The 22,906-nt window shown below is 72.4% G+C and carries 17 protein-coding genes and 1 pseudogene; 12 read left to right on the top strand and 6 right to left on the bottom strand.

Annotation, left to right across the window (positions count from 1 at the left end):
- Positions 1–142 precede the first annotated feature (142 nt).
- The 10 genes from JIX56_RS32455 to JIX56_RS32410 all read left to right on the top strand — a co-directional run bounded on the left by JIX56_RS32455 (position 143) and on the right by JIX56_RS32410 (position 12,598).
- A complete protein-coding gene (locus JIX56_RS32455) occupies positions 143–1,294 on the top strand; it encodes a glycosyltransferase family 4 protein (RefSeq protein ID WP_257545820.1) in 1,152 nt (383 codons plus the stop codon).
- Between the two features lie 77 nt (positions 1,295–1,371).
- Positions 1,372–2,124: a class I SAM-dependent methyltransferase gene (locus JIX56_RS32450; RefSeq protein ID WP_257545818.1), complete on the top strand. Its 753-nt coding sequence runs from the start codon at positions 1,372–1,374 to the stop codon at positions 2,122–2,124.
- Complete coding sequence (locus JIX56_RS32445) at positions 2,121–6,563, top strand: alpha-(1->3)-arabinofuranosyltransferase (protein ID WP_257551259.1); 4,443 nt, start codon at positions 2,121–2,123, stop codon at positions 6,561–6,563. The genes JIX56_RS32450 and JIX56_RS32445 overlap by 4 nt, the downstream gene beginning before the upstream one ends.
- Complete coding sequence (locus JIX56_RS32440) at positions 6,560–8,155, top strand: condensation protein (protein WP_257545816.1); 1,596 nt, start codon at positions 6,560–6,562, stop codon at positions 8,153–8,155. Before JIX56_RS32445 ends, JIX56_RS32440 begins: the two co-directional genes overlap by 4 nt.
- Positions 8,155–8,910, top strand: a complete 756-nt coding sequence (locus JIX56_RS32435) for a class I SAM-dependent methyltransferase (protein WP_257545814.1) — start codon at positions 8,155–8,157, stop codon at positions 8,908–8,910. The genes JIX56_RS32440 and JIX56_RS32435 overlap by 1 nt, the downstream gene beginning before the upstream one ends.
- Before the next feature lie 15 nt (positions 8,911–8,925).
- Positions 8,926–9,846, top strand: a complete 921-nt coding sequence (locus JIX56_RS32430; RefSeq protein WP_257551257.1) for a hypothetical protein — start codon at positions 8,926–8,928, stop codon at positions 9,844–9,846.
- The gene (locus tag JIX56_RS32425) at positions 9,843–10,082 is read left to right on the top strand and encodes a Trm112 family protein (protein ID WP_257545812.1); all 240 of its coding nucleotides are present in this window, start codon (positions 9,843–9,845) and stop codon (positions 10,080–10,082) included. The genes JIX56_RS32430 and JIX56_RS32425 overlap by 4 nt, the downstream gene beginning before the upstream one ends.
- Entirely contained in the window at positions 10,079–10,930 is an 852-nt protein-coding gene (locus tag JIX56_RS32420) for an FkbM family methyltransferase (RefSeq protein ID WP_257545811.1), read from the top strand. Before JIX56_RS32425 ends, JIX56_RS32420 begins: the two co-directional genes overlap by 4 nt.
- Complete coding sequence (locus JIX56_RS32415) at positions 10,890–11,495, top strand: hypothetical protein (RefSeq protein WP_257545809.1); 606 nt, start codon at positions 10,890–10,892, stop codon at positions 11,493–11,495. Before JIX56_RS32420 ends, JIX56_RS32415 begins: the two co-directional genes overlap by 41 nt.
- A gap of 173 nt (positions 11,496–11,668) precedes the next feature.
- Complete coding sequence (locus JIX56_RS32410; RefSeq protein WP_257545807.1) at positions 11,669–12,598, top strand: MEDS domain-containing protein; 930 nt, start codon at positions 11,669–11,671, stop codon at positions 12,596–12,598.
- Here JIX56_RS32410 and JIX56_RS32405 read toward each other — a convergent pair.
- The 3 genes from JIX56_RS32405 to JIX56_RS32395 form a co-directional block, all read right to left on the bottom strand.
- On the bottom strand, positions 12,576–15,053 hold the full coding sequence (locus JIX56_RS32405) for a LuxR C-terminal-related transcriptional regulator (protein WP_257545805.1): 2,478 nt from the start codon (positions 15,051–15,053) through the stop codon (positions 12,576–12,578). The two genes, JIX56_RS32410 and JIX56_RS32405, sit on opposite strands and share 23 nt — an antisense overlap.
- A 115-nt stretch (positions 15,054–15,168) precedes the next feature.
- Complete coding sequence (locus JIX56_RS32400) at positions 15,169–16,062, bottom strand: ATP-grasp domain-containing protein (protein WP_257545803.1); 894 nt, start codon at positions 16,060–16,062, stop codon at positions 15,169–15,171.
- 90 nt (positions 16,063–16,152) lie between these two features.
- The gene (locus JIX56_RS32395) at positions 16,153–16,929 is read right to left on the bottom strand and encodes a DUF3152 domain-containing protein (RefSeq protein ID WP_257545801.1); all 777 of its coding nucleotides are present in this window, start codon (positions 16,927–16,929) and stop codon (positions 16,153–16,155) included.
- Positions 16,930–17,249: 320 nt separating this feature from the next.
- Here JIX56_RS32395 and JIX56_RS32390 point away from each other — a divergent pair, with 320 nt between their 5' ends.
- Entirely contained in the window at positions 17,250–18,308 is a 1,059-nt protein-coding gene (locus tag JIX56_RS32390; protein ID WP_257545799.1) for a MerR family transcriptional regulator, read from the top strand.
- Positions 18,309–18,727: 419 nt separating this feature from the next.
- On the opposite strand, the pseudogene JIX56_RS32385 reads toward JIX56_RS32390, so the two are convergent.
- From JIX56_RS32385 to JIX56_RS32375, 3 genes and pseudogenes are all read right to left on the bottom strand, one after another.
- Positions 18,728–19,471 (bottom strand): annotated as a pseudogene (locus JIX56_RS32385) (M48 family metalloprotease); the annotation flags it as partial.
- A gap of 234 nt (positions 19,472–19,705) precedes the next feature.
- Positions 19,706–20,212: a hypothetical protein gene (locus JIX56_RS32380; RefSeq protein WP_257545797.1), complete on the bottom strand. Its 507-nt coding sequence runs from the start codon at positions 20,210–20,212 to the stop codon at positions 19,706–19,708.
- A 267-nt stretch (positions 20,213–20,479) separates the two neighbouring features.
- A complete protein-coding gene (locus JIX56_RS32375) occupies positions 20,480–21,187 on the bottom strand; it encodes a FadR/GntR family transcriptional regulator (RefSeq protein ID WP_257545795.1) in 708 nt (235 codons plus the stop codon).
- A 274-nt stretch (positions 21,188–21,461) separates the two neighbouring features.
- Here JIX56_RS32375 and JIX56_RS32370 point away from each other — a divergent pair, with 274 nt between their 5' ends.
- Positions 21,462–22,883 carry an SLC13 family permease gene (locus tag JIX56_RS32370; RefSeq protein ID WP_257545793.1) on the top strand — a complete coding sequence of 474 codons (1,422 nt, stop codon included), beginning with the start codon at positions 21,462–21,464 and terminating at the stop codon, positions 22,881–22,883.
- Positions 22,884–22,906: the final 23 nt, after the last annotated feature.

The following is a 22,906-nucleotide window of genomic DNA, read 5'->3' as shown; positions in this document are numbered from 1 at the left end:
CACCCACACCTCACCGACAAGCACCTACAAGAAACCAAGCACCCCCAAGTCCCACCCGGACCCCCTCCAACCGGAACATCCCCCACAGCGAACTGCCTTCTCCCCCGCTGAGTTCCGCACCCCGAGACGAGTTGGAGCACCCATGCCCCAGCACGTGCCGTTCTCGCTGGTCGAGGCGTTTCCACGCCTTGACCAGCACCGGTCGGCAGGCTCCCCACAGCCTCGCCGGATCGTTTTTCTCGCCCGCCGTGACCTCGGCAATCCGGCGGCGGGGGGCTCCGAGCTCCTCGTCGACCGGCTCGCCGGGGGCCTGACCAGCCTCGGCCATCAGGTCACCCTGCTGTGCGGCGGCCCGGCGGCCTACCGCGACTACCGTGTCGTGTCGGCCGGCGGCGACCTGAGCCACCATCTGCGCGCCAAGTCGGCCTTCGCCCGTCAGGTCGGCGACTGCGACCTCCTCGTCGAGGTCTGCAACGGCATGCCCTACCTCGCGCCGCTCTGGCACCGGGGTCCGACGATGTGCCTGGTCAACCATGTGCACACGGATCTGTGGCAGATGCGGTTCGGCGGACCGCTGGCGCCGGCCGCGCGCCTCGGCCGAAGACTCGAACACTGGTCGCTGACCGTCGCGCAGCGTCGCAACCTCGTGGTCGCGGTCTCCTCCTCCACGGCCACCGCGCTCCGCGCGATCGGTGTGGAGCGGGAACGGATACGAGTCGTGCACAACGGAGTCGAGGAGCCGGGGCCGCGCGCCGAGCGGTCGCCCGAGCCGCTGTTCGTGGCCGTGGGCCGACTCGTCGAGTACAAACGGATCGATCTGCTGCTGCGGCTCTGGGAGCGGGTGCGTCCGGTCACGGGCGGACGGCTCGTGATCGTCGGCGACGGGCCCGAGCGGGGGCGGCTGGAAGCGATGGCCGGGCCCGGTGTGGAGTTCGCGGGGCATGTCTCCGAGGCCGAGAAGCATCGGCTGCTGTGTGCGGCCTGGTTGCTGCTTCACCCGTCTGCCGTGGAGGGGTGGGGGCTGGTCGTCACCGAGGCCGCGGTGCGGGAGACGCCCTCGGTCGCCTTCGATGTGCCGGGGCTGCGGGATTCCGTCGTGGACGGGGAGACCGGAGTGCTGGCTCGGGGGGAGTCGTCGTTCGCGGCGGCCTGGTGCGCTTTGACGTTGTCGACCGATCGGCGGGTGCTGATGGGGAAGGCTGCGCGGGAGCGCTCCGCGCGTTATCGGTGGGGGCAGACTGTGCGGCAGTTTCGTGCGGTGGCCGCCGAGGCCGTGCGGGGTTTTACGCCGTGAGCGCGAAACGGGATGCCACAACTACCGGACGGCGACTGCGGGTTGTTCGTGGCTGGTCGCGCAGTTCCCCGCGCCCCTTGAGGGGCGCGGCAGTCGAAGCCAGTTATAAAGATCCCTCTTTTCGGCGGTCTCTCACCCTCTTTCGGGCCTTCCTTCGGGAGCAGGACGATCCCGAGTACTGCTACTCACTCCTCGCCCGTGATGCCGTTGATCAGGTCGAGGCGTACGGCGGGGCCGTCGACGGTCGCACGGTCGTCGATGTCGGCGGGGGCAGCGGGTACTTCACCGAGGAGTTTCGGCGGCGGGGGGCGCAGGCGTATCTCTTCGAGCCGGATCTGCGGGAGTTGGGGGCGAAGCCGCCGGACGGGGCGGTCGTCGCCGACGGGTATCTGCTGCCGCTCGGGGACGGCGTCGCGGACGTCACCTTCACCTCCAACGTGCTGGAGCATGTCGCCGATCCGCCGACCTTCGTCAGTGAGCTGGTGCGGGTGACGCGGCCCGGCGGGCTGATCTATGTCTCGTTCACGAACTGGCTGTCCCCCTGGGGCGGGCACGAGTGGGCGCCTTGGCACTACCTGGGGGCGGAGCGGGCCCGGGCCCGTTATCGGCGCCGTACCGGGAAGGACGCCAAGCACACGCTCGGCGAGAACCTCTTCGCCGTGCACATCGGAACCACTCTGCGGCAGGTGCGCGGCCGGGACGACGTGACGGTCGTGTCGGCGCGCTCCCGCTACTGGCCGTTTCTCGCGGAGACCGTCGTGAAGGCGCCGGGTCTGCGCGAGTTCGCCACCTGGAACCTCCTCCTCATCCTCCGGCGGTGTCCACCATGACGAGCACGGTCCAGGCTCCACCTCCCGCACCGGTACGGCCGGTCGGCACGACCGAGGGACCCCCCGAGGGCCCTCGGTCGCGGCGCTGGCTGCTGGGGTTCTGGGCCGTGGTGTTCGTGCTGCTGGTCATCGCGCAGCCGGGGCGGCAGACCTTCGACACCAAGCTCGGGGTCACGACCGATCCCTGGCAGTTCGTGTCCGATCTCGGTCAGTTGTGGCACGACCGGGGCGGATTCGGCGGGATCCAGGACCAGTACGTCGGTTACCTGTGGCCGATGCTGCCGTACTACGGGCTGACCGATCTGGTCGGGCTGCCGGTGTGGCTCGCGGAGCGGCTGTGGCTGTCGCTGATCGTGTCGGTGGCTTTCTGGGGTGCGTTGCGGCTGGCTGAGCGGTTGGGGGTCGGCAGTTCCGCTTCGCGGCTGCTGGCCGCCGGCGCTTATGCCTTGTGGCCCGTGTTCACCACCGTCGTCGGCTCCACCTCGGCCGCCGCGCTGCCGGGGGCCTTCCTGCCGTGGGTGCTGCTGCCGCTGACGAACGAGCAGTACAGCGCGCGGGTGGCCGCCCTGCGGTCGGCGCTCGTCATTCCGTTCATGGGCGGGGTCAACGCGGCCGCGACCCTGGCTTCGCTGCTGCCCGTCGGGCTGTATCTGCTCACCCGGACGCCGGGGCCACGGCAGCGGCGGCTGATCGCCTGGTGGGTGCCGGGGGTGATCCTGGCGACCGCGTGGTGGGTGATCCCGCTGCTGCTGCTTGGCGTCCACGGGGAGAACTTCCTTCCGTACGTGGAGAGTTCGCAGACCACGACGGCCACCCTGTCCGCCACCGAGGCGCTGCGGGGCGCCGGGAACTGGGTGGCGTATCTGAACTTCGGTGAGGCCTGGCTGCCGGCCGGGTGGTCCGTCGCCGCCTCCGTGATCGTGATTCTGTCGTCGGCGCTCGCGGCGGGGCTGGGTCTGGCCGGGCTCGCGCGGCGGGACATGCCCGAGCGGCGGTGGCTGGTGCTGACCGTGCTGGTGGTGGCGCTGATCACGCTCGCCGGGTACGGCGGCGTGTTCGGGGCGCCCTTCCACGGGGTGGTCCAGGACTGGCTGAACGGGGGTCTCGCGCCCTTCCGGAACATCTACAAGTTCCAGACGGGGCTGGCGCTCGCGCTCGTCCTCGGTCTGGCGCATCTGGTGGGGGTGGCCGCGCAGGCGCGCGGGGCCCGCCGGGTGCGGGGGCGGCGGTTCGCACCGCTCGTCGCGGCCGTCCTCGTCGTCCCCGGGCTGCTGTGGCCGTACCTCAACGGGTCGGTGCTGCAACCGGGTTCGTTCCAGGAGCTGCCCAAGTACTGGCAGGCGACGGCGGACTGGCTGGACAAGTACTCCCCGGACTCACGGGCGTTGGTCGTGCCGGCCACCGCGCACGGCATCTACACCTGGGGCACGACCGTCGACCAGCCGCTCGATGTGCTGGCCGAGTCCCGCTGGGCGCAGCGCGACTACGTCCCCTTCGGCACCGCCGGCAACCGGCGCGCCATGGACGCCGTCGAGCAGGCGCTGCTGACGGGCGGCGAAGTCCCGGGCCTGGCCGACTACTTGAGCCGGGCGGGCCTGTACTACGTCGTCGTACGCAATGACCTGGACCCCGACCAGGTCGGCTCGGTGCCGACCACGACCGTGAAGCGGACCCTGGAGCAGTCGGGGTACGAGCGGGTGACGGGGCTCGGGCCGATGATGACCGGCGGGCGGATCGCCGAGGGCACCCCGCTCCAGGTCGAGGGGCTGTACGCACGGCAGCGGGCCGTCGAGATCTACCGGCCCGCCGAGGATGTGCCGCGTCCCGGGCAGGCCGGGCTGAAGGCGATCGCGGACACCGCCGTCGTCTCCGGCGGCCCCGAGTCGCTGCTGCCGCTGTCCGCCGACCCCGAGCTGCGCGACCGCGCCACGGTGCTGACCGGCGACAACCACCCCGGCCTCGGCACCCCGGCCGTGCAGGTGGTCGGCGACGGGCTGCGCCGCGCGGACACCCGATTCGGCCTGGTCAACGCCAACACGTCGTACACGTACACGGCGAACGAGCGGAACCCGAGCGGGAGTGTGCAGGACCCGGGGGAGAAACCGAAGCAGATCCTGCCGGTGTCCGGCCTCGGCCATCAGACGGTGGCCGAACTGCGCGGCGCGAAGTCCGTCACCGCCTCCACGAGCGGCAACTGGCTGTTCCATCTGCCCCAGTACGACCCGGTGAACGCCTTCGACGGCGACCGGAGCACGGCCTGGGCGGAGGGTGCGGCCGGGTCGGCGAACGGGCAGTGGCTGCGGATCGACTTCGACGGGGGCCAGGACATCCCGGAGACGTTCGAGGTCACACCGCTGCCGCAGGACGGGGTGCGGTCGGCGCCGACGCGGATCAAGGTGGAGACCGAGCGGGGCTCGCGTTCCACGAACCTCCAGCCCGACGGCTCCACGCAGACCGTCAACGTCCGTCCCGGCGAGACCAGTTGGCTGAAGATCACGATCCTCGACTCGGCGGAACGGCACACCGGACTCGTCGGCGCGGGCTTCTCCGAGATCGACCTCCCCGGCGTCAAGGTCACCCGGATGCTGCGGCTGCCCACGGACGCGAAGGGCTCCGACGCCTCCGCCGAGGTGGTCTCGCTCCAGCGGGCCGCCGACCCGACCGGGCTCTCCCCGACGGGCACGGAACCGGGGCTGCACCGCACCTTCGCCACCTCCACGGCGGGGATGTACGCGGTGAAGGCGACGGCCGTACCCGTGCCGGGCGAGGAACTCGACAGGCTGCTGTACGAGGTCGCCCCCGAGCAGCAGACCCGGATGACGGCGACCGCCGAATCCACGGCCTCCCTCGGGGCCGGGCTCTCGCCTCGCAACCTGACCGACGGCGACCTCACGACGGCGTGGATCGCGGGCGACGACCCCACGATCCACCTCAGCTGGGGCGACAAGTGGCCGGTCAACTCGCTCGTCCTGGCCCCGGCGGGCGGACTGTCGACCCGCCCGACGCAGGTCGAGATCAGCTCCCCGGACGGCGCGGTCATCGCCGATGTCGACGAGAACGGCTGGGTCCGCTTCGACCCGATCACCACCGACCGCCTCGACATCACCATCACCGAGACGGCCCCCCTGACCGTCCACAACCCCGTCGCCGACGACGACCTGCAACTCCCGGTCGGCCTCACGGAGGCGTACGTCCCGGCCCTCGACCAGTACCGCACCCCGCAGCCCGCCCCGACCCGGGACTTCGAGCTGCCGTGCGGCGAGGGCCCGGTCGTCGAGGTGGACGGGACGCTGTACGAGACGAGCGCGCGGGGGACGGTAAGGGACCTGGTCGAGCGCCGCTCGATCGATCTGACGCTCTGCCAGAATGACCGCGCCGCCGCCGGGTTGGAGCTCGGCGCGTCCGACGGGCACACCTTCGAGTCCGAGGACTCCGGCGCCCTGGCCGTCACCGCCGTGACCCTCACCCGGGGCTCGCTCTCCGAGCCCACGGCCGGCGGCCGCGACCTGGGGATACGGGACTGGCTCGGCGACCGCCGCGAGCTCACCGTCGGCGGCGGCGCGGCCTCCTACCTGACGACGTACGAGAACTACAACGACGGCTGGAAGGCCACGCTGGGCGGCCGCGAGCTGACCCCGGTACGGCTCGACGGCTGGCAGCAGGGCTGGCGCATCCCCGGCGGTTCGGGCGGCACCGTCAAGCTGTCGTACGAGCCGTCGGTGACGTATGAGGCCGGCCTGATCGGCGCCGGTGTGGGCCTCGCGGCCCTCATCGGCCTGGCCCTCTGGCGCCGCCAGGAGCCCAACCCCGACGAGCCCCGGCCCACCCCGCCGGGCCCCGGCCTCTGGCTGGGCACGATCGCCCTCACCCTCGTCGGCATCGTCATCGCGGGCTTCTTCGCCCTCCTCGTCCCACTCCTGGCCCTCCTCGCCTGGAAACGGCACACGCTGCTGGTGCCGATCGCCTTCCTGGCCCTGGCCGGCGCCGGCCTCGCCGCCGCCTTCGGGGCGGGCGAGCCGGTGGCGGCGGACGAGGGCGCGTTCGGGCCGGTGGCCCAACTCCTTGCGCTGACCGGCCTGTTCGCGGCGCTGGTGAGTGTCGGGGTGGGGGTGGAGTCCTCGCTCGAACGGCCCTACTCGACGCGGCGGTTCGAGGTGCCGCCGGGGGCCGAGGCCCCCACCGCGCCATTGCCGCGACGGAGGCGGGTGGACAAGACGCTGAACGGCGGACCGGGTGCGCCCGGCGGGCCGGGAGGGCCGGCGGGCGGCGGATCCGTCGCGAGCCCGACGATCTCCGCGCGCGGGCCCGGCTCCCCGCAGGCGGACCCGGACACCCCGACCCGGCGAATCCCGTTCACCAAGCCGAAGTTCAGGGCGACACCTCCGGAGGACGACGGCCGTACGGAAAGCGGCGGTACGGGGAAGGGGGAGCCGGCATGACGGCGCTGGACCATCCCGCGCGGGACGACGCCGCCCACGGGCCCGTCCGCATCCCCTTCCCCGTGGTCGACGAGGTGTCCCGCCACTGCCTCCAGGAGGAGGAACCCGAGACCGTCCACATCGAGGTCCATCTCCCCGGCCACCTCGATCCCGACCGCCTGCGCACCGCCTTCACCACCGCCCTCCATCGCCACCCCCGCATCCTCATGCGCGAGGCGCCGGGCCGCTGGTACAGCCGCCGCTACGAGTGGGAGCTGACGGCGGAGCCGGAGGTGGAGGTGGTGACCTTTCTGCCGCCGGGTCCGCACGCGCTGCGGGACGCCAGGACCAGGGCCCTGGTGGAGGCGCCCCCGCTGACGCTGTCGCCGCCGATCCGTCTGGCGGTGGTGGCGGGGGCGGGGCCGGCGGTGGGCAGCGAGGCGTGCGACGACGTAGGGCACGCAGTCAAGTCCGCTGTCTCAGCTGCTGGCCATCGTGCCGCTGGGCCAGCCACCCACCCCGCCGCCGCTGACGTAGCTGCGGGCAATCGTGCCGCTGGGGCGATGGGGGTCCCCCCGCTCGAGCGAAGCCGAGAGTGGGGGAGGGTGGGCGCAGCGGCACCTCGAACCGCCGAGCAGCGGAAACACCCTCCGGCCGACCCCGCCCCCGGGCGCCCTCAAAGCAACGGCACCGTCCTCTTCCTCACCATCAACCACACCGCCCTCGACGGCCCCGCCTGCCTCCGCATCCTCGCCACCGCGGCGGAGCTGTACGGCGGCAAGGACAACTCCCCCACAGCCCCACCCGTCCGCCCCACCTCCACCCCGGACGCCCCGGATGCCCCGGGGGCCACCCCACCCGAAACGGAGACCCCCTCCAACTGGGCCCGCCCCGCCCGAGTGGCCCCCGGCACCCCCGAGCCCTCCCCCGGCAACGGCATGCTCGTCACCGAACTCCCCGTCCCCCGCCGCCCGAAGTCCGCCCCCTACACCGTGAACGACCAGCTCATGGTCACCACGGCCCTGATGCTCGCCCACTGGAACCGGGAACACGGCGCCCACCCCCGCCCCCTCCGCATCACCATGCCCGTGGACGACCGCCCGAGGGACACGGACATGCCGATAGGCAACGGCACCCGCCTGGTCGAAGTCCCCTTCTCGCCGACCGAGTTGAACCCGGCCCACACTCCCCTCCCCACCCTCCTCCGCCGCACGGCGGAACGCACCCGAGCCCTGAAATCCCTCCAGCGGCCCCAACTGGGCCACGGCGCCTCCCTGTTGACGGCCCCGGTGGTCCCCGTCTCCTGGCGCGCGGCCCTCACCAGGGGCCTGCGCAGAGCGGCGGCCCCCTGGACGTCGACCACCCTCCTCAGCAACATCGGCCGCGTCCCCTACGCGCTGGACTTCGGCGAGGAAGCCGGCCGTGCCCACGCCGTATGGTTCTCGGCCCCCGCCCGCATGCCCCGCGGCCTCACCGTGACGACGGCTTCCACGGCGGGCCGCCTCCACCTGGCCCTGCGCTGGTCCCGCGCCCTGCTCAGCCACGGCGACGGCGCCCACCTCCGCGACCTCTTCGAGCACTACCTGCACGCGACGGAAGAGGACACCGAGTGATGCCGACCACCACATCCACCGACACACCGAACCACGTACGCCGAAAGGGACTTCGGGACTTCTACGAGGACCCCTCCGTCCCCGTCGCCTCCGGCACCCCCCGCAGCCTCGCCCAGGCCCGCATGCTGGCGGAGGCACTGGGCCCGGCCACGCGGCACACAAGCACCGTCCTCGACATCGGCTGCGGCGACGGCACCGCCGCGGCCACCGCCGCCCCCCTCCTCACCGGCCACCGCATCATCGGCGTCGACTGGTCCCAGGACGCCCTCAGACGCGCCCGCACCCGCGTCCCGTACGCGATCCGCGGTGAACTGGCCGACGGCGGACTGCCGTTCAGGTCGGAGTCCGCCGACGCCGTCCTGTTCAGCGAGGTCATCGAGCACCTGGTCGACCCGGATTCGGCCCTCGACGAGATCCACCGCGTCCTGCGCCCCGGCGGCCATCTGATGCTGTCGACACCCAATCTCGCCGCCTGGTACAACCGCGCCCTGCTGCTCGCGGGCGTCCAGCCGGTGTTCTCGGAGGTGAGCCTGCGCGGTATCCACGGCCGCCCCGGGACGGAGGTCGTGGGGCATCTGCGGCTCTACACCGCCCGCGCGCTGCGTGAGTTCGTGGCCGCGTCGGGCTTCGAGGTCGTACGGCTGCGCGGGGCGCCCTTCCACGGCGTACCGCGTCCGTTGCGTCCGCTGGACCGGCTGGCCTGTGCGGCCCCGTCGGCGGCGTCGATCCTGCTGCTGCACGCGCGGAGGACGTAGGCGATGTGGTGGGGAGTGGCCGCGGCCCTGTTGGCGAACGCGCTGTACAGCACCGGATTCGTCCTGGAGAAACGGGCCCTCACCGCGATGCCGCAGGTGACGGTCCGGGAGCCGGTGAAGCTGCTGCGGCTGGTCGTCGGCAGCCCGCTGTGGATCGCGGGCTCGCTGTCGCTGGCCGCCGGGTTCGCCGCGCAGCTGGCCGTGTACCGGACACTGCCGATCGCCGCCGCCCAGGGCATCTTCGTCTCGGGGCTCGTCCTGCTGGTCCTGCTCTCGGCGCGGCTGCTCGGCGAGGAGACGACGGGCCGGGAGCGGTATGCCCTCGGGGCCATCCTCGCCGCCCTGCTGATGGTGGTGCTGTCGCTGGACGAGGGCTCCGACACGGTCAGCCGCGAGGCGCCGTACGCGCTGGTCCTGACGATCTGTCTGCCGGCGCTGGCGGCGGGAGTGGGGCTGTACCGGTCCGCCGAGCGGCGCGCCCGGCACCGGCACCGGCTGCCGACCACGGGCGTCGAGTACGGCGTGGCGGTGGGTCTGCTGTACGGCGTCAGCTCGCTCGCGATCAAGGGCGTGTCGAGCCATCTGACCACCAGTGGCCTCGGGGACGCGGTCGTCGGGCTGCTGCGCTCCCCGTATCCCTATCTCCTTCTCTTCACCGGCGCGTTCGGCCTGGTGATGTCCCAGGCGGCGCTCCAGCGCTGCCGGGCCTCGCTGATCGTGCCGGTCTGTACGACGGTGACCTCTCTGTTCACGGCGGTGCTCGGCACGCTGTCGTTCGGCGAGTCGCTGCCCGACGATCCGCTGCGGCTGGCGCTGCGGCTGTCGGGCACGGTGCTGGCGGTCGCCGTACTGCTGAGCATGCCCAAGCACGACAACCCACCGCCGCCATCCGAACCCCAACCCTCCCCAGCTGCCAAGGAGTTGACCCCTCCATGAACCCCGACGACCCGTTGCTCCGGATCCTGGCGTGCCCGCTGGACAAGGGGCCGCTGCATCTGGTGGTCCACGAGGAGGAGCGACCGGACACCTCCCAGGCGCCGGAGTCGCTCTACAACCCGCGGCTGCACCGCCGTTACCCGATCGTCGACGGCATTCCGCAACTGCTGCCGTCCTCGGGCGAGCAGGTGACGGAGGACGAGCACGAGGAACTCCTGAAGAGGATGGGCTCATGACCACGCTCGCCGCGCGGCTCGCACCGCTCCTCCCGGAGCGGCTGATCGCCGCGACCGCCCGGCTCGTCTATCCGCGTTTCGAACCGGAACTGGCCCGGCTCGACGAGCTGTGCCCGCCGGGGTGCGGGACGGCGGTGGACGTCGGCGGCTGGTACGGCCCCTGGACGCGGCGGCTGTCGAGACGAGCCGGGCGCGTGGTGACCGTCGAGCCGGTGCCCCGGCTGGCCCGGCTGCTCACCTCTGCGGCTCCCGCCAACGTCCGTGTCGTCCAGGCCGCCGCCTCCGACCACCCGGGTACCGCCCGGCTCTGGCTGCCGTCGGGCGACGACGGCGAGCGGGGTGTGTCGTCCCTGGTCCGCCGGGACATCCACGCCCGCGCGCTGGACGTCCGCTGCGTCACCCTCGACGGGCTCGGCCTCACCGACGTCGGCTTCATCAAGATCGACGTGGACGGCAACGAACTGGCCGTCCTGCGCGGCGCGTCCGGCCTCCTCGTCCGCGACCGGCCGGCCCTCTTCGTCGAACTGGAGTCCCGTATCCAGCCGATCGCCCCGGTCGTCGACCTCCTCGCCGGTCTCGGCTACGCCGGCTGGGTCCTTCCCGCCTGGACCTGGCTCCCCCTCGTCCCGGCCGCGCTGGAGGCCCACCAGGCGCGTACGTCGTATGTGGCGTCGAAGGGGCTGCTGCGCCGGGTCCTGCCGTTCGCCGGGCCTCGGTACGTGAACTCGGTGCTGTTCCTGCCGGACGGGCGCCGGCCGGGTGAGGGGGCCGGTGGCCGCGGCCCCGCGTCCGGTGCCGTACGCGACCATGGACCGCATGCCCTCCGCGAAGCGCCCCCGTCCCGATAAGCCCTCCGGTCCCTTCACACCGCTCGACTTCCAGCTCGTGCTGCTGCGGCGTATGGCCGACCACAATCCGGAGCTCGTCGAGGACGCCCGCCGTGAGCTGGGCGTCTCGATCGCGGAGATGCGCGAGGCGAACAAGCGGTGGCAGGCGATGGTGCGGTCGCCCCGGGCGCGGGGATCGGCCTCCCGGTACCGGTCGGTTCTGGGCGCGCCGGAGTCGGTGACGCCCCGGAAGATCGGTGATCTGGAGTGCGAGGCGTGGTGGTGGCCGGTGCCGTTGTGGCCGGACCTCCGCTTCGAGGTGTTGCTCGCGCCGAACGGGGCGGTGTGGAACGAGTGGCTGGTGCGGGCTCCGGGGGCGCCCGGGCCTGAGCTGCGCGTCCTGGAGGACCTGACGCCCTGGTCCTGCACGGTGGATGAGGTGGCGCGGGCGTTCGCGCCGGCGCGGCCGTTGGAGGGGACGGCGCCTACTCGGTGGGGGCTGGCGTTCGTCGCGCCTGACAGGGAGGGGGTGCGGCGGGAGTGTGTCGCCGAGTTCACGTGGGGGTTGTTGCAGCGGGTCGCCTGAGAGCTCACAACACCTGGTTGTACCCCGTCAGGTCACGCACGCTATCGATCAGCCTTGTCTCCAACCGGTCCCAAAAGCCGCCCAAGCAGAAGATTGGCGGTCATCCGGCCGTTGGCACCGCCCATGGGCCTACTGTCCGTGCAGAGTCCTGATCCTCACGGAAGGCACCCCCGATGACGACCCAGCACCCCGCGGAGCGAACCGTGCCCCTCGAGCGGCTGCGGTTGGGGGATCACGCGTGTATGGGCCCGGGGGACATCGAGGGGGCCGGGGAGTCGCCGTGGAAGGTGTTCACGGCGTACACGCGGACGAGTCTGGCGCGCGGGGAGAAGGTCCTCCTCGTCATGGACCCGGAGGACCTGACCGACGACGAGATGGTCTCCCTGTTGGACCGGGGCAGCGGGCAGGTCGTGGCGGCGCGGGCCGACGGTCAGCTGTCCCTCAAGCGCAACACGGAGATCTACGTCCCCGACGGCCGTTTCCAGGAGCAGCGCACGATCGACGCGTACGCCGCCGAGGTCGACCGCGCCCTCGACGAGGGCTGGGCGGGGCTGCGGATCACCGCCGACATGAGCTGGGCGCCCCGCGTCAACCTCGGCCACGACCGACTGCTGGACTACGAGGCGTCCGTGGCGCCGCTGTTCGCGAACCCGCTGTTCACCGCGATCTGCTGGTACGACCGACAACGCTTCGACGACGACCTCACGGCCCGCGTCAGCAAGGTCCACCCGCTGCGGGTCATGGAACGCCTCGACTCCCTGGAGGTCACCGAGACCCCGGACGGCGGCCGGATCGCCGGTACCGCCGAGCTGAGCACCCGGACGGAGTTCGTCGAGGCCCTGCGCGAGGCACTGGAGCACCGTGACGACTCCGGCCCCAGCCACTTCGTCCTCGACCTGCGTGATCTGTGCTTCATGGAGGCCCACTGCGCCTGGCAGCTGATCAGCCTCGCCGCCTCCCTCCCGGCCGGCAGCGAGGTCACCGTCCGCTGCGGCGAACTGCTGGGGCTGGTCCTGGAACAGCTGGGCGCCGGTGAAGTGCCCCAGCTGGTGGTCAGTGTGGAGGGAGACGAGGCGGGCCCTAGGGCCCCGGCCGCGCGCTGAACCAGGCCGCCACCTGGCTGCGGTTGTGGAAGCCCAGCTTCACCAGGATGCGTTCGACGTGGCCCTCGGCGGTGCGGCGGGCGATGACGAGGTGGTCGGCGATCTGCTTGTTGGTGCGGCCCTGGGCGACGAGGGCCGCGACCTGGAGTTCACGCCGGGTGAGCGGGACCGGGTCGGGGAGGGGATCGGGGCTCACCGCCGGGGTCGCGCCCGCGACACTCCCGGCCGGGGCGGCGCCGTCCCGCGCGACCGAGGCGGCGCCCGCTCGTCCGGCCGAGGAGGCACTCGCGCGTACGGCGGACGAGGCGCCCGTAGGCGCGCCGGGCGCGGCACCCGTACGTACCCCGCCTCCGGCACCCGTGCGCACGCCGGACCCGGCACCCGTACGCACCCCGGAGGCAGACCCCTCCCGCAGCTCGCCCAGGGCGTACGCGACCGCCTCCTCCGGTGACAGGCAGCCGCCGCGGCGGTGGGCCTGGGCGTAGGCGTGGTCGCCGAGGGTGCGGCGGGCGTGCTGTTCGGCGGCGCGGGGGCGGCCCGGCTGGAGGGGGTCCATGGGGTTGCCGCCGATGTCGTGCCAGATGCGGTCGGCGGCGCCGCGCAGGACGCCGGCCCGCTCGGCGTCGCCCGCCAGGGCCTCGGCGGCGGCGAGCAGGTCGAGGGTGCGGGCGAGGCTCTGGTGCTGGCGCACGGTGTACGGCAGCCGGAGGCAGGCGCGGGCATGGTCGGCGGCGCGGTCGTACTGCCCGGCCGACCAGTGCGCGAGGGCGAGGGTGCGCAGCGCCCAGGACCGGGCCCACTGTTCGCCGTGGGCCTCGCAGAGGGCGACGGCCTCGGCGCACAGCGGGATCGCCTCCGCCGCGCGGCCCCGGCTGACGAGGGTGCAGGCCAGTTCGACGCGGGTGAGGACGACGAAGGCGGTGCAGGCGCGGGCCCGGCCCGGGCCGAGGGCGCCGGTCGACACGGGCGGGGGCGCGGGGACCGGGAGTTCCTTGTCGGCGACGGCCGCGGTGTGCACCGGGTCGAGGCCGGCCAGGACGGCGGCCGAGCGGCTGTGGACCAGCGAGGTCAGGGCGCCCGCCCACAGAGCCCGGGTCAGTGCCTCGTCCGGCCGGGCCCCGGCGCGCAGGGCGCCGTCCATCCAGTGGCGGCCCTCGCCCCAGATGCCGCCCGCGGCCCAGTGGAACCACAGGCCGGCGGCCAGCCGCAGCCCGTGCTGGGCCTCGCCGGGGGTGGTGAGGCAGAAGTCCAGCGCGGCCCGGAAGTTGTCCTGGTCGATGCGGACCCGTTCGGTGATCTCCGCCTGGTCGGGGCCGAACCAGGCCTGCTCGTACTCGGCGCCGAGGCGCGCGAAGTGGTCCCGGTGGCGCCGCCGGGCATCGGTCGCCTCGCCCAGGTCGTGCAGTTTCTCCAGCCCGTAGTCGCGCAGGGAGACCAGCAGCCGGTAGCGGACGTGGCCGGCGTGCTCCTCGCGGACGAGCACCGACTTGTCGACGAGCCCGGCGACGGCGTCCAGGACGGCGCCCGCATCGATGTCCTCCCCGGCGCAGACGGCCTCGGCGGCGGCCAGGTCGAAGCCGCCGACGAACACCGACAACCACGCCCACACCAACTGCTCCTGCGGGGTGCACAGTTCATGGCTCCAGTCGACGGCGGAGCGCAGGGTGCGGTGGCGGGGCGCGGAGGTCGGGCTGCCGCCGGTGAGGAGTTGGTAGCGGTCGTCGAGGCGTTCGACGAGCTGGTCCACGCCGAGGGCGCGCACCCGTACCGCCGCCAGCTCGATGGCCAGCGGCAGTCCGTCGAGGCGTCGGCAGAGCCGGGCCACGGCCTGCTGGTTGCCCTCGCCGACGGTGAAGCCGGGGACCACGGCCGCCGCCCGGTCGGCGAACAGCCGCAGCGCGGGGAAGGACTCGACCGCCGACGGGCTCAGCTCCTCCGGCGCGGGCGCGGGCAGCGGCGGCACCTCGAAGAGCTGCTCCCCGGCCAGCCCGAGCCGGTGCCGGCTGGTGGCGAGGATCCGTACGCCCTCGGTGGACGCCAGCACGGTCCCCGCGAGGACCGCGCAACTGCGCAGCAGATGCTCGCAGTTGTCGAGGACGATCAGTAACCGCCGCTCGCGCAGATGGTCGACGAGGATCTCCAGCGGGGGCCGTACGGTCTCGTTGCGGACGCCGAGCGCGTCGTTCACGGCGTGCGGGACGAACGCCTCGTCGCGCAGCGCGGCCAGCGGTACGAGCCACACGCCGTCCGGGAAGGCCCGTGCGACCTGTCCCGCCACATGCCCGGCGAGCCGGGTCTTGCCCACCCCGCCGGGTCCCGTCAGCGTCAGCAGTCTGCCCGCCGACAACAACCGTCTGACATCCGCCGCCTCGTCCCGTCGCCCCACGAAGCTCGTCAGCTCCGCCGGGAAACCGGAAGTGCGCCGCGACTCCGATCCGCCCACGACCCTGGTCACGCCCTCAGTTGTGGTTCCCGTACGCGCTGTTGTAACCCCGAAGGGTAGGCAGCGGGCACGGGCGGGACGCGCGCTTCGTGGATTTCCCGCCTCTTCGGGTGAGGAGGTGCTTGTGTCAGCCGTCGGCCGCTGCCGCCGCCAGGATCGCCTCGACCACGCGGGGCAGCGAAGCCGGGTGCAGCCGCAGGAAGAGGTTGGGCTCGACGAGCTCCAGCTCCATCACCCACGGCTGCCCGTCGTCCCCGGTGACGAGGTCGACGCGCGCGTACAGCAGCTCGTGCTCACCCGGTACGGCGGCCAACGCCCGCTCGGCGACGGCGAGTTCGGCCTCGGTCGGGGTCCAGGGCTCCAGGTCCGGGTGGGCGATCTTGTCGGCGTCGTACGCGGTGCCGGGCGCGAGCACAGCCCCCTTGCGGCTGGCGTGCAGCAGCCGGCCCCCGAAGAACTGCAGGGCCCGCTCACCGTCGGTGTCGATGCTCGCCACGAACGGCTGCACCATCGCGGTGAGCCCCTCGGCACGCATCCGCTCGACATGCCGTACGGCGGTCTCCCGCTGCTCGGGGGTGTAACGGGCGGCGAACCGGGCGCCCGCGCCGGAGGTGGGCTTCACAACGTACTCGTGCGCCCCCGGAAGCTCCACGGGGGCGCCCGGCGCGAGATAGGCCGTCGGCACGACCGGCACGCCGGCCCGGGCGAGATCCCCGATGTACCGCTTGTCGGTGTTCCAGCGCACGACCTGGGCCGGGTTGGCGAGCCGGGTGGCCTTGTCGGCCTTCTCCGCCCAGGCGACGAACTCGGCCGCGCGCCAGCTGTAGTCCCAGGTGGACCGGATGACGACGAGGTCGTAGCCGGCCCAGTCGGCCGCCGGGTCGTCCCAGTGCACGGCCGCCGCGTCGGCCCCGGCCTCCCCCAGCGCCCGCACCAGCACCGGCAGATCCCGGTCGGCACTCGTCTCCGGCCCGGGGTCGTAGGTGGCGACGGCGATGCGGGGGGCGGCGGTGCGGGCCACGGGGGCTCCATTCTCGTACGGCTGCGGCTGGCGCAGACTAACAACCGGCGGTGGCGGGAAGGGAGTGGGTTTCCGCGGGGGTGCTCCGGCTCACGGCACGGCGGGCCCCGTGACGAGCCGCCCCTTCGTGTCGTACGGCCAGACATTGGGGACGCAGCCGTTCATGCCCTTGATCTGTTGCATCATCGCCGGGGCCGGTCTGCCCTTGCCGGGGCAGCCGACGTGGCCGTGGCCCAGGAAGTGGCCGACCTCGTGGTTGATGATCAGGGCGCGGTAGGCCTTGACGTCCTTGGCGTAGACGGGGGTCGCCAGTTCCCAGCGCTTGAGGTTGACCATGACGTTCCGGCCGACGTTGCAGTTGACCTCGCCCCGGGTGTTCAGCCCGGCCGCGCCGCAGATGTCGTCGACGGTGCCGGGGGTCGCGACCTTGACGACGAAGTCGGTGTGGCCGCCGGCGACCCGCTGGAAGGCCGAGTCGCCGTCCGCGGTCCAGCCGCGCGGGTCGGCGAGGATGCGTTCCACCTGCTCGGCGACGTCGGCGGCGGAGAGCGACAGGCCCTTCTCGACGTCGACCCGGTAGCGCAGGGGCACGCCCTTCCCCACCTTGCCGCTGCCGCCGGAGGCCGTGGTGAACGTCCCCGGCCCGGTCTCGGGGATGGTGACCGGGGACGAGCTGGGCGACGGCTTGTTCGGCGACGTGCTGGGCGAGGCGGAGGGGCTGCGGGTCGAACCGGCGCTGGGCGAGCGGCGGGACCGTTCGGGCGAGGGCTCGGCGGACGCGATGGCCCCGGCCTCGTTCGATAACTCCTCCGTGCCGCCGGGCATCCAGGCCACGGCCGCGAATCCGGCGACGCCGAGGACGCTCATCGCCCCCAGCCCACCGCCCCACAGACGCCCTCTCCCCTGGCGCGCCGGCTCCTTCCCCCGGCGTCCGGAACCCTTTTTACGGCGGCGGCCGGTGCCGGTGCGGGAAGGTGTTGCGTTGTGCGCGGTCATGTTCCTTCAGAGTGTGATCAGGTTGTGATCGGATGCCGTGCGGACGGTAACGAAACGATAACGGATGATCGGCGTGGTCGGGTCACACCACTTGACCTTCACCTTCGGTGAAGCCCCAGCATCGATCGCGGAACGAGGAACGGCCGGGACCGAAGAGGAACGGCCAGGGCCGAAGGGGAGCCGAGGGGGCCATGGGGATGCTGACGATCGGGGCCTTCGCCAAGGCGTGCCGGCTGTCGCCGAAGGCGCTGCGGCTCTACGACGAGCTGGAGCTGCTCCGGCCCGCCCGGGTCGACCCGGACACCGGCTACCGCTACTACGCCACCGAGCAGTTGGAGCAGGCCCGGCTGGTGGCCTGGCTGCGCCGGCTCGGTATGCCGCTGGCCCGCATCCGTACGGTGTGCGCGCTTCGGCCGGGTCCGGCGGCCCGGGAGATCCGGGCGTACTGGGCCGGTGTCGAGTCCGAGACGACGAGCCGACGCGACCTCGCGGCCTTCCTCGTGGACCACCTCACCCACACGTCCGAGGAGGACATCTCGATGCTGGAACTCCGTTACGCCGCCCTCTCCGACACCGGCCTGGTCCGCGCCGCCAACCAGGACACCGCCTACGCCGGCACCCGCGTCCTCGCCGTCGCCGACGGCTTCGGTCCGGCCGGGGCGCCCGCGAGCACGGCCGCCGTGGAGGCGCTGAAGGCCCTGGACCGCGACATCCTTCCGGCGGGCAGCGTGCTGAACCTGCTGGAGGACGCGGTACGGGGCGCGACCGACGCCGTACGGAACATCGAGGAGATCGGGGACGACGGCACGACTTTGACCGCGATGCTGTGGACCGGCTCCCGGCTCGCCCTCGTGCACATCGGCGACTCCCGCGCGTATCTGCTGCGCGATGGCGGGATGTTCCGGATCACGCACGACCACACCGTCGTCCAGTCGCTGATCGACGAGGGCCGGCTGACCGCCGAGGAGGCGACCACTCACCCCCAACGCGCCCTGCTCATACGGGCGTTGACCACCGACGACACCAAGTCGACCCCCGACCTGCGCCTCCACGACGCCCACCCCGGCGACCGCTACCTCCTGTGCTCGGACGGCCTGTCGTCGGTCGTCCCCGACCCGGCCATCCGGCGGATCCTGTCCTCGGTCCCGGACCCGGAGGCGGCCGTACGCGCACTCGTCACCGAGGCGAACGAGGCGGGCGGGCCGGACAACGTCAGCTGCGTGGTGGCGGACGTGGTGGAAGCCGGGTAGGGCCATTGAACGGACGGCGGGGCGTGGTGGGGGGAAGTGACCGGCGCTCCGGCCGGCCCCGCGCGGCTGATCAGCCCCGGACCGTGCGAGCCGAGCGGATCGATGGCCAGGAGCACCAGGACACACACGATGCCGAGGACGGTGAGTGGAACGGCCCGGTCCTGGCGGAAGCCCGCGGGCACGGGCCGGGCAAAGCCCTGATGCACACTCTTCCGGGCCATGGTGATGTACACGGAGGCCACCACGGTGATCATCAGGTACGACACCACCCCGACGAACATCCCCTCCGGGCCCCCCTCCCGGGGGCTCGCGAACCAGACGTCGAGCCAGGCCCAGAAGAGGGTGCAGAGCAGGCTCGCGGTCAGCAGATCCGTTGGTACGTCGCCGTAGAGACCGGGTTCGGCGTCCCGACGGAGCGCGGCCCACCGCAGTGCGGGGCTCGGATGGGTACTGCGCCACGGTTCGGCGAGCCACCGGGCGAGGGCCGCGAGCCTCTCCCGCGAGCCAGGGCGCCATGTGGTCCTCACGGCACCGACCGCCGTTCTCCAGACCGAGCGGTCGGCGCCCCAGCCCACCGCGTCGAGATCGGCGTACAGTTCCCGCTTGCGCATCAGGTCACGGACCGCCAGATGCAGTTGGAGCGCGAGCAGGACGGGGAAGGCCCCGGACCACTGCATCATCAACCGCCATGTCCCGGGCCAGAGTTCGGAGAACCGGCCGTCCAGCGCGGCCCCGAACAGGCCCCAGTTCCACGCCCATACCACCACGTACGGCAGCAGGACGCCCAGGAGGACGACCCGGTGCAGGACCAGGGCGGCGAAGGTGATGTCCACATCGCGGTTGCGGATGTGCGCCAGCTCGTGCAGCACGACGGCCTCGAACCGTCGGCGGTCCCCGCCGACGGTCCAGGTGTTGACCAGATGGAGTGACAGGGACACCCGGTAGTGCCCCACCCGGCCGAACGCCAACGCGTCGTCGGCCTGTGCACGACGGTCGAGGAGGAAGACGGGCGGGCGTTTGATCCCGGCTCGCTCCACCAGTTGGTTCAGATGGCGGTTCAGTCCCCGGGGGGAATCGGGAAGCGGTGTCAGCCGACGCCTGTGCGTCCGCCATGCCGGCAGCCACCAGCAGCCCGCGAACACCGCGAGCAGGACGCTCCCCATGGCGCTCGCCGCGGGCCAGAACACCTGGGTGGACGCCGTGAGGCGGCATCTCGGAGCGTGCACGCAGGCGGGTTCCATCCCCACCAGGACAACGGCGGCGAGGTGCTGGTACAGCGACAGGCAGGACAGGAACACCACCACGAGGAGCAGGAGGAAGCGCCGGGTGGTGCCCGCGGTCACATAACCCTGGAAGAACGACGGGGCGGACGCTCCCCGCCTTTGCGTTCGGGGCACTCAGCCGGCCGTCTCGTCCGGCGGCGTCGAGTCGTCCCCGGTACCCAGCGCGAGTCGGCCGACGACCGCGTCGGCGAGTGTCTCGGCGACACGGTCGTCCAGTCCGGCGTCGCTTCCACAGCGCAGTACCTGCCAGCGTACTTTTCTGAGCTGGTCCTGTGTCAGTGTCGGCACCGTGGCCGCTTCGGGTGCCGCCTCGAGCGGTTCGGCGGGCCGTCCCAGGAGTTTACGGAACGCGGCCCTGGCCCGCGGTCCAGCGCCGTTGAGGAAGGCATCCGTACCGCGTTGCGTGACGCCCTGGACCACGATCCACACCACCGGGGTGACGAACGCGACGGCCTCGGGAAGTCCGAAACCGACCGGCTCCCGCCGGACCTCCCGCGGCGGGTTCGAAGCACGTACGGCAAGTTCGACCAGCTCCGGCGACGGCAGGTCGGCCAGCCACTTCTCCTCGGGCGCCACCTGCGCCACCACGTCCCGCACGACATCGTGAACCGTTGATCCCACAGCGACCCCGCTCCTGCGCTTGCTTGAACGGCCCAAGGAATAGCGGCAGTTGACGGCCGCCACAAGTCGAACGGGCACGAGGGAAGGGGCGGCCGGAGCTGACGACCCACCAAGCGGCACGACGTCGCAGGTCACCGCCCCTCAGCACGGAGGACGCCCTCGAAGGTGATGCTCGTCTCCCCGTCGGCAGCCATCCGTCGCTTCCCGTCACAGACCGCGCGCGGCGCTCCCCCAACAGCCCCGCGCGCCTCGCGGATCCGTACGCCCCTATCGGGCCTCGCCCGGATCCCAGTCCAGCAGGCGGACCTTGGCGACCGTGCGCACATGGCGGCGCATCGCGGTGGCCGCCTGTTGGGGCTGCCGGGCGGCGATGGCGTCGAGGATCGCCTGATGCTGGGCGAGGGAACGGTCGGGCCGACCCGGCTGGCGCAGCGACTCGGTGCGGCTCTCGGCGATCTGGTCGGCGATGGAGCGCATGAACTCCGCGAGCAGACCGCTGTGCGCGGCCGCCGTGACCGCCGCGTGGAAGAGCCGGTCGCCCTCGATACCGTGCCCGTCCCGCTCGATCTCCCCGGCCATATGGGCGAGCGCGTCCCGCATCGCGGCCAGGTCGTCGTCCGTGCGGCGCTCGGCGGCCAGTTCGGCGAGCTTCGTCTCCAACGCCTCGCGGGCGTCCAGGACATCGGGCAGCCGCCGACGCCGTTCGACCATCTCCTCGACCGGCTCGACATCGAGGCTGTCCCGGACGAGATACGTGCCGCCGCCGTGCCGCGCCTCCACCAGGCCCTGGACCTCCAGCACCACGATCGCCTGCTTGACCGAGGCCCGGCTCACTCCCAGCCGCTGGGCCAGGTCCCGCTCGGGAGGCAGCCGGTCACCGGCCTTCAGGCCGCCCTCGACGACGTACTGACGCAGCCGGTCGAGGACCTGCTCGTAGAGCCGCTGCTTGGCCATGGGGCGCAGGGCGTCGCTCACGGGTCCCCCAACTCGTCACTCGTCCGGCTCGTACGGCGTCGCCCGGGTTCATCCGGCCTCGTCCGGCCTCGTTCGGGGTCGCACGTCCGGAGCGTAACACCGGCCCGCGCCAGTGGCCCGATGGGCGAGTGGCTGAGCCAATTCCTGCGCGACCTCTTGACGCGGCCCGCGTACGCGCCCACGCTGACCAACCGTGAGTGGCTCAGCCACTCGACCACTCAGCCCCAGTTTCCACTGCCCTCGGCCGTTCCGGGACCCAACGACGGGAGCCCGTATGTCCCCCGAACTCATCTCGATCCTCGTCCTCGCCGTGGTGTTCGTCATCGCCACGACCCGTTCCGTGAACATGGGCGCGCTCGCCTTCGCCGCCGCGTTCGGAGTAGGCGAACTCGTCGCCGGTCTCGACGCGGACGGCATCTTCGCCGGCTTCCCCGGCGACCTGTTCGTCGTCCTCGTCGGCATCACCTATCTCTTCGCGATCGCCCGCGCCAACGGCACCACCGACTGGCTGGTGCACGCCTCGATCCGGCTGGTCCGGGGCCGGGTGGCCCTCATCCCCTGGGTGATGTTCGCCCTCACCGGCGCCCTCACGGCGATCGGCGCGGTCAGCCCGGCCGCGGTCGCGATCGTCGCGCCGATCGCCCTCAGCTTCGCCGCCCGCTACGGCATCAGCCCCCTCCTCATGGGCGCCATGGTCGTCCACGGCGCCCAGGGCGGCGGCTTCTCCCCCATCAGCATCTACGGCACGATCGTCAACGGCATCGTGGAACGCGAAAACCTCCCGGGCAACGAAGTCGCCCTGTTCCTGGCCTCACTGACAGCCAACATCGTGATCGCGGCGGTGGTGTTCGTCCTGTTCGGCGGGCTGAAGCTGTGGGCACAGGGAGCGGTGAAAGACGAGACTGCCCAAGCCGCCGCCGACACAGCTGCGGGCAACCGCACCACCGCCGCCGACACAGCTGCGGGCAATCGTGCCGCTGGGGCGGCACGGGTGGGCGCAGCGGCACCTCGTACCGCCGAGCAGCGGACCCAACCCCCGGCCGACCCCACCCCCGGTACCGCATCCACCTCCGGCACCGAGACCGCCCTCACTCCCGCACTCACCCCCGCCCGCGCGGCCACCCTCACCGCCCTCGCCGCCCTGGTCGTCTCCGTCCTCGCCTTCGACCTGGACGCCGGCCTCACCGCAGTCACCCTCGCAGTGATCCTCAGCGCCATCTGGCCGGACGACAGCCGCAAGGCGGTAGGCCAGATTGCCTGGTCCACGGTCCTCCTCATCTGCGGCGTCCTCACCTACGTGGGCGTCCTGGACGAAATGGGCACCATCACCTGGGCCGGCGAGGGCGTCAGCGACATCGGCATCCCCCTCCTCGCAGCCGTCCTGCTCTGCTACATCGGCGCGATCGTGTCGGCCTTCGCCTCGTCCGTGGGCATCATGGGCGCCCTCATCCCCCTCGCCGTACCGTTCCTGGCGCAGGGCGAGATCGGCGCGATAGGCATGGTCGCGGCACTCGCCGTGTCCGCGACGGTCGTGGACGTGAGCCCCTTCTCCACGAACGGCGCCCTCGTCCTGGCCGCGGCACCGGACGTCGACCGCGAGCGCTTCTTCCGGCAGCTGATGGTCTACGGAGGGATCGTGGTGGCGGTGGTACCCGCGGTGGCGTGGCTGGTGCTGGTCGTCCCGGGGTTCGGGTAGTCACATGAGCGGTAGCGGTACAG

The sequence above is a fragment of the Streptomyces sp. CA-210063 genome (assembly GCF_024612015.1).
GTDB lineage: Bacteria > Actinomycetota > Actinomycetes > Streptomycetales > Streptomycetaceae > Streptomyces.
The sequence above is the reverse complement of the archived record's forward strand: the minus strand, read 5'-3'. Positions and strand labels throughout refer to the sequence as shown.

Coding starts and splice junctions, on each gene's coding strand:
- JIX56_RS32455 (WP_257545820.1), top strand. CDS start 143: ATGCCCCAGCACGTGCCGTTCTCGCTGGTCGAGGCGTTTCCACGCCTT.
- JIX56_RS32410 (WP_257545807.1), top strand. CDS start 11,669: ATGACGACCCAGCACCCCGCGGAGCGAACCGTGCCCCTCGAGCGGCTG.
- JIX56_RS32395 (WP_257545801.1), bottom strand. CDS start 16,929: ATGAGCGTCCTCGGCGTCGCCGGATTCGCGGCCGTGGCCTGGATGCCC.
- JIX56_RS32390 (WP_257545799.1), top strand. CDS start 17,250: ATGGGGATGCTGACGATCGGGGCCTTCGCCAAGGCGTGCCGGCTGTCG.
- JIX56_RS32435 (WP_257545814.1), top strand. CDS start 8,155: ATGCCGACCACCACATCCACCGACACACCGAACCACGTACGCCGAAAG.
- JIX56_RS32425 (WP_257545812.1), top strand. CDS start 9,843: ATGAACCCCGACGACCCGTTGCTCCGGATCCTGGCGTGCCCGCTGGAC.
- JIX56_RS32440 (WP_257545816.1), top strand. CDS start 6,560: ATGACGGCGCTGGACCATCCCGCGCGGGACGACGCCGCCCACGGGCCC.
- JIX56_RS32370 (WP_257545793.1), top strand. CDS start 21,462: ATGTCCCCCGAACTCATCTCGATCCTCGTCCTCGCCGTGGTGTTCGTC.
- JIX56_RS32420 (WP_257545811.1), top strand. CDS start 10,079: ATGACCACGCTCGCCGCGCGGCTCGCACCGCTCCTCCCGGAGCGGCTG.
- JIX56_RS32415 (WP_257545809.1), top strand. CDS start 10,890: ATGGACCGCATGCCCTCCGCGAAGCGCCCCCGTCCCGATAAGCCCTCC.
- JIX56_RS32445 (WP_257551259.1), top strand. CDS start 2,121: ATGACGAGCACGGTCCAGGCTCCACCTCCCGCACCGGTACGGCCGGTC.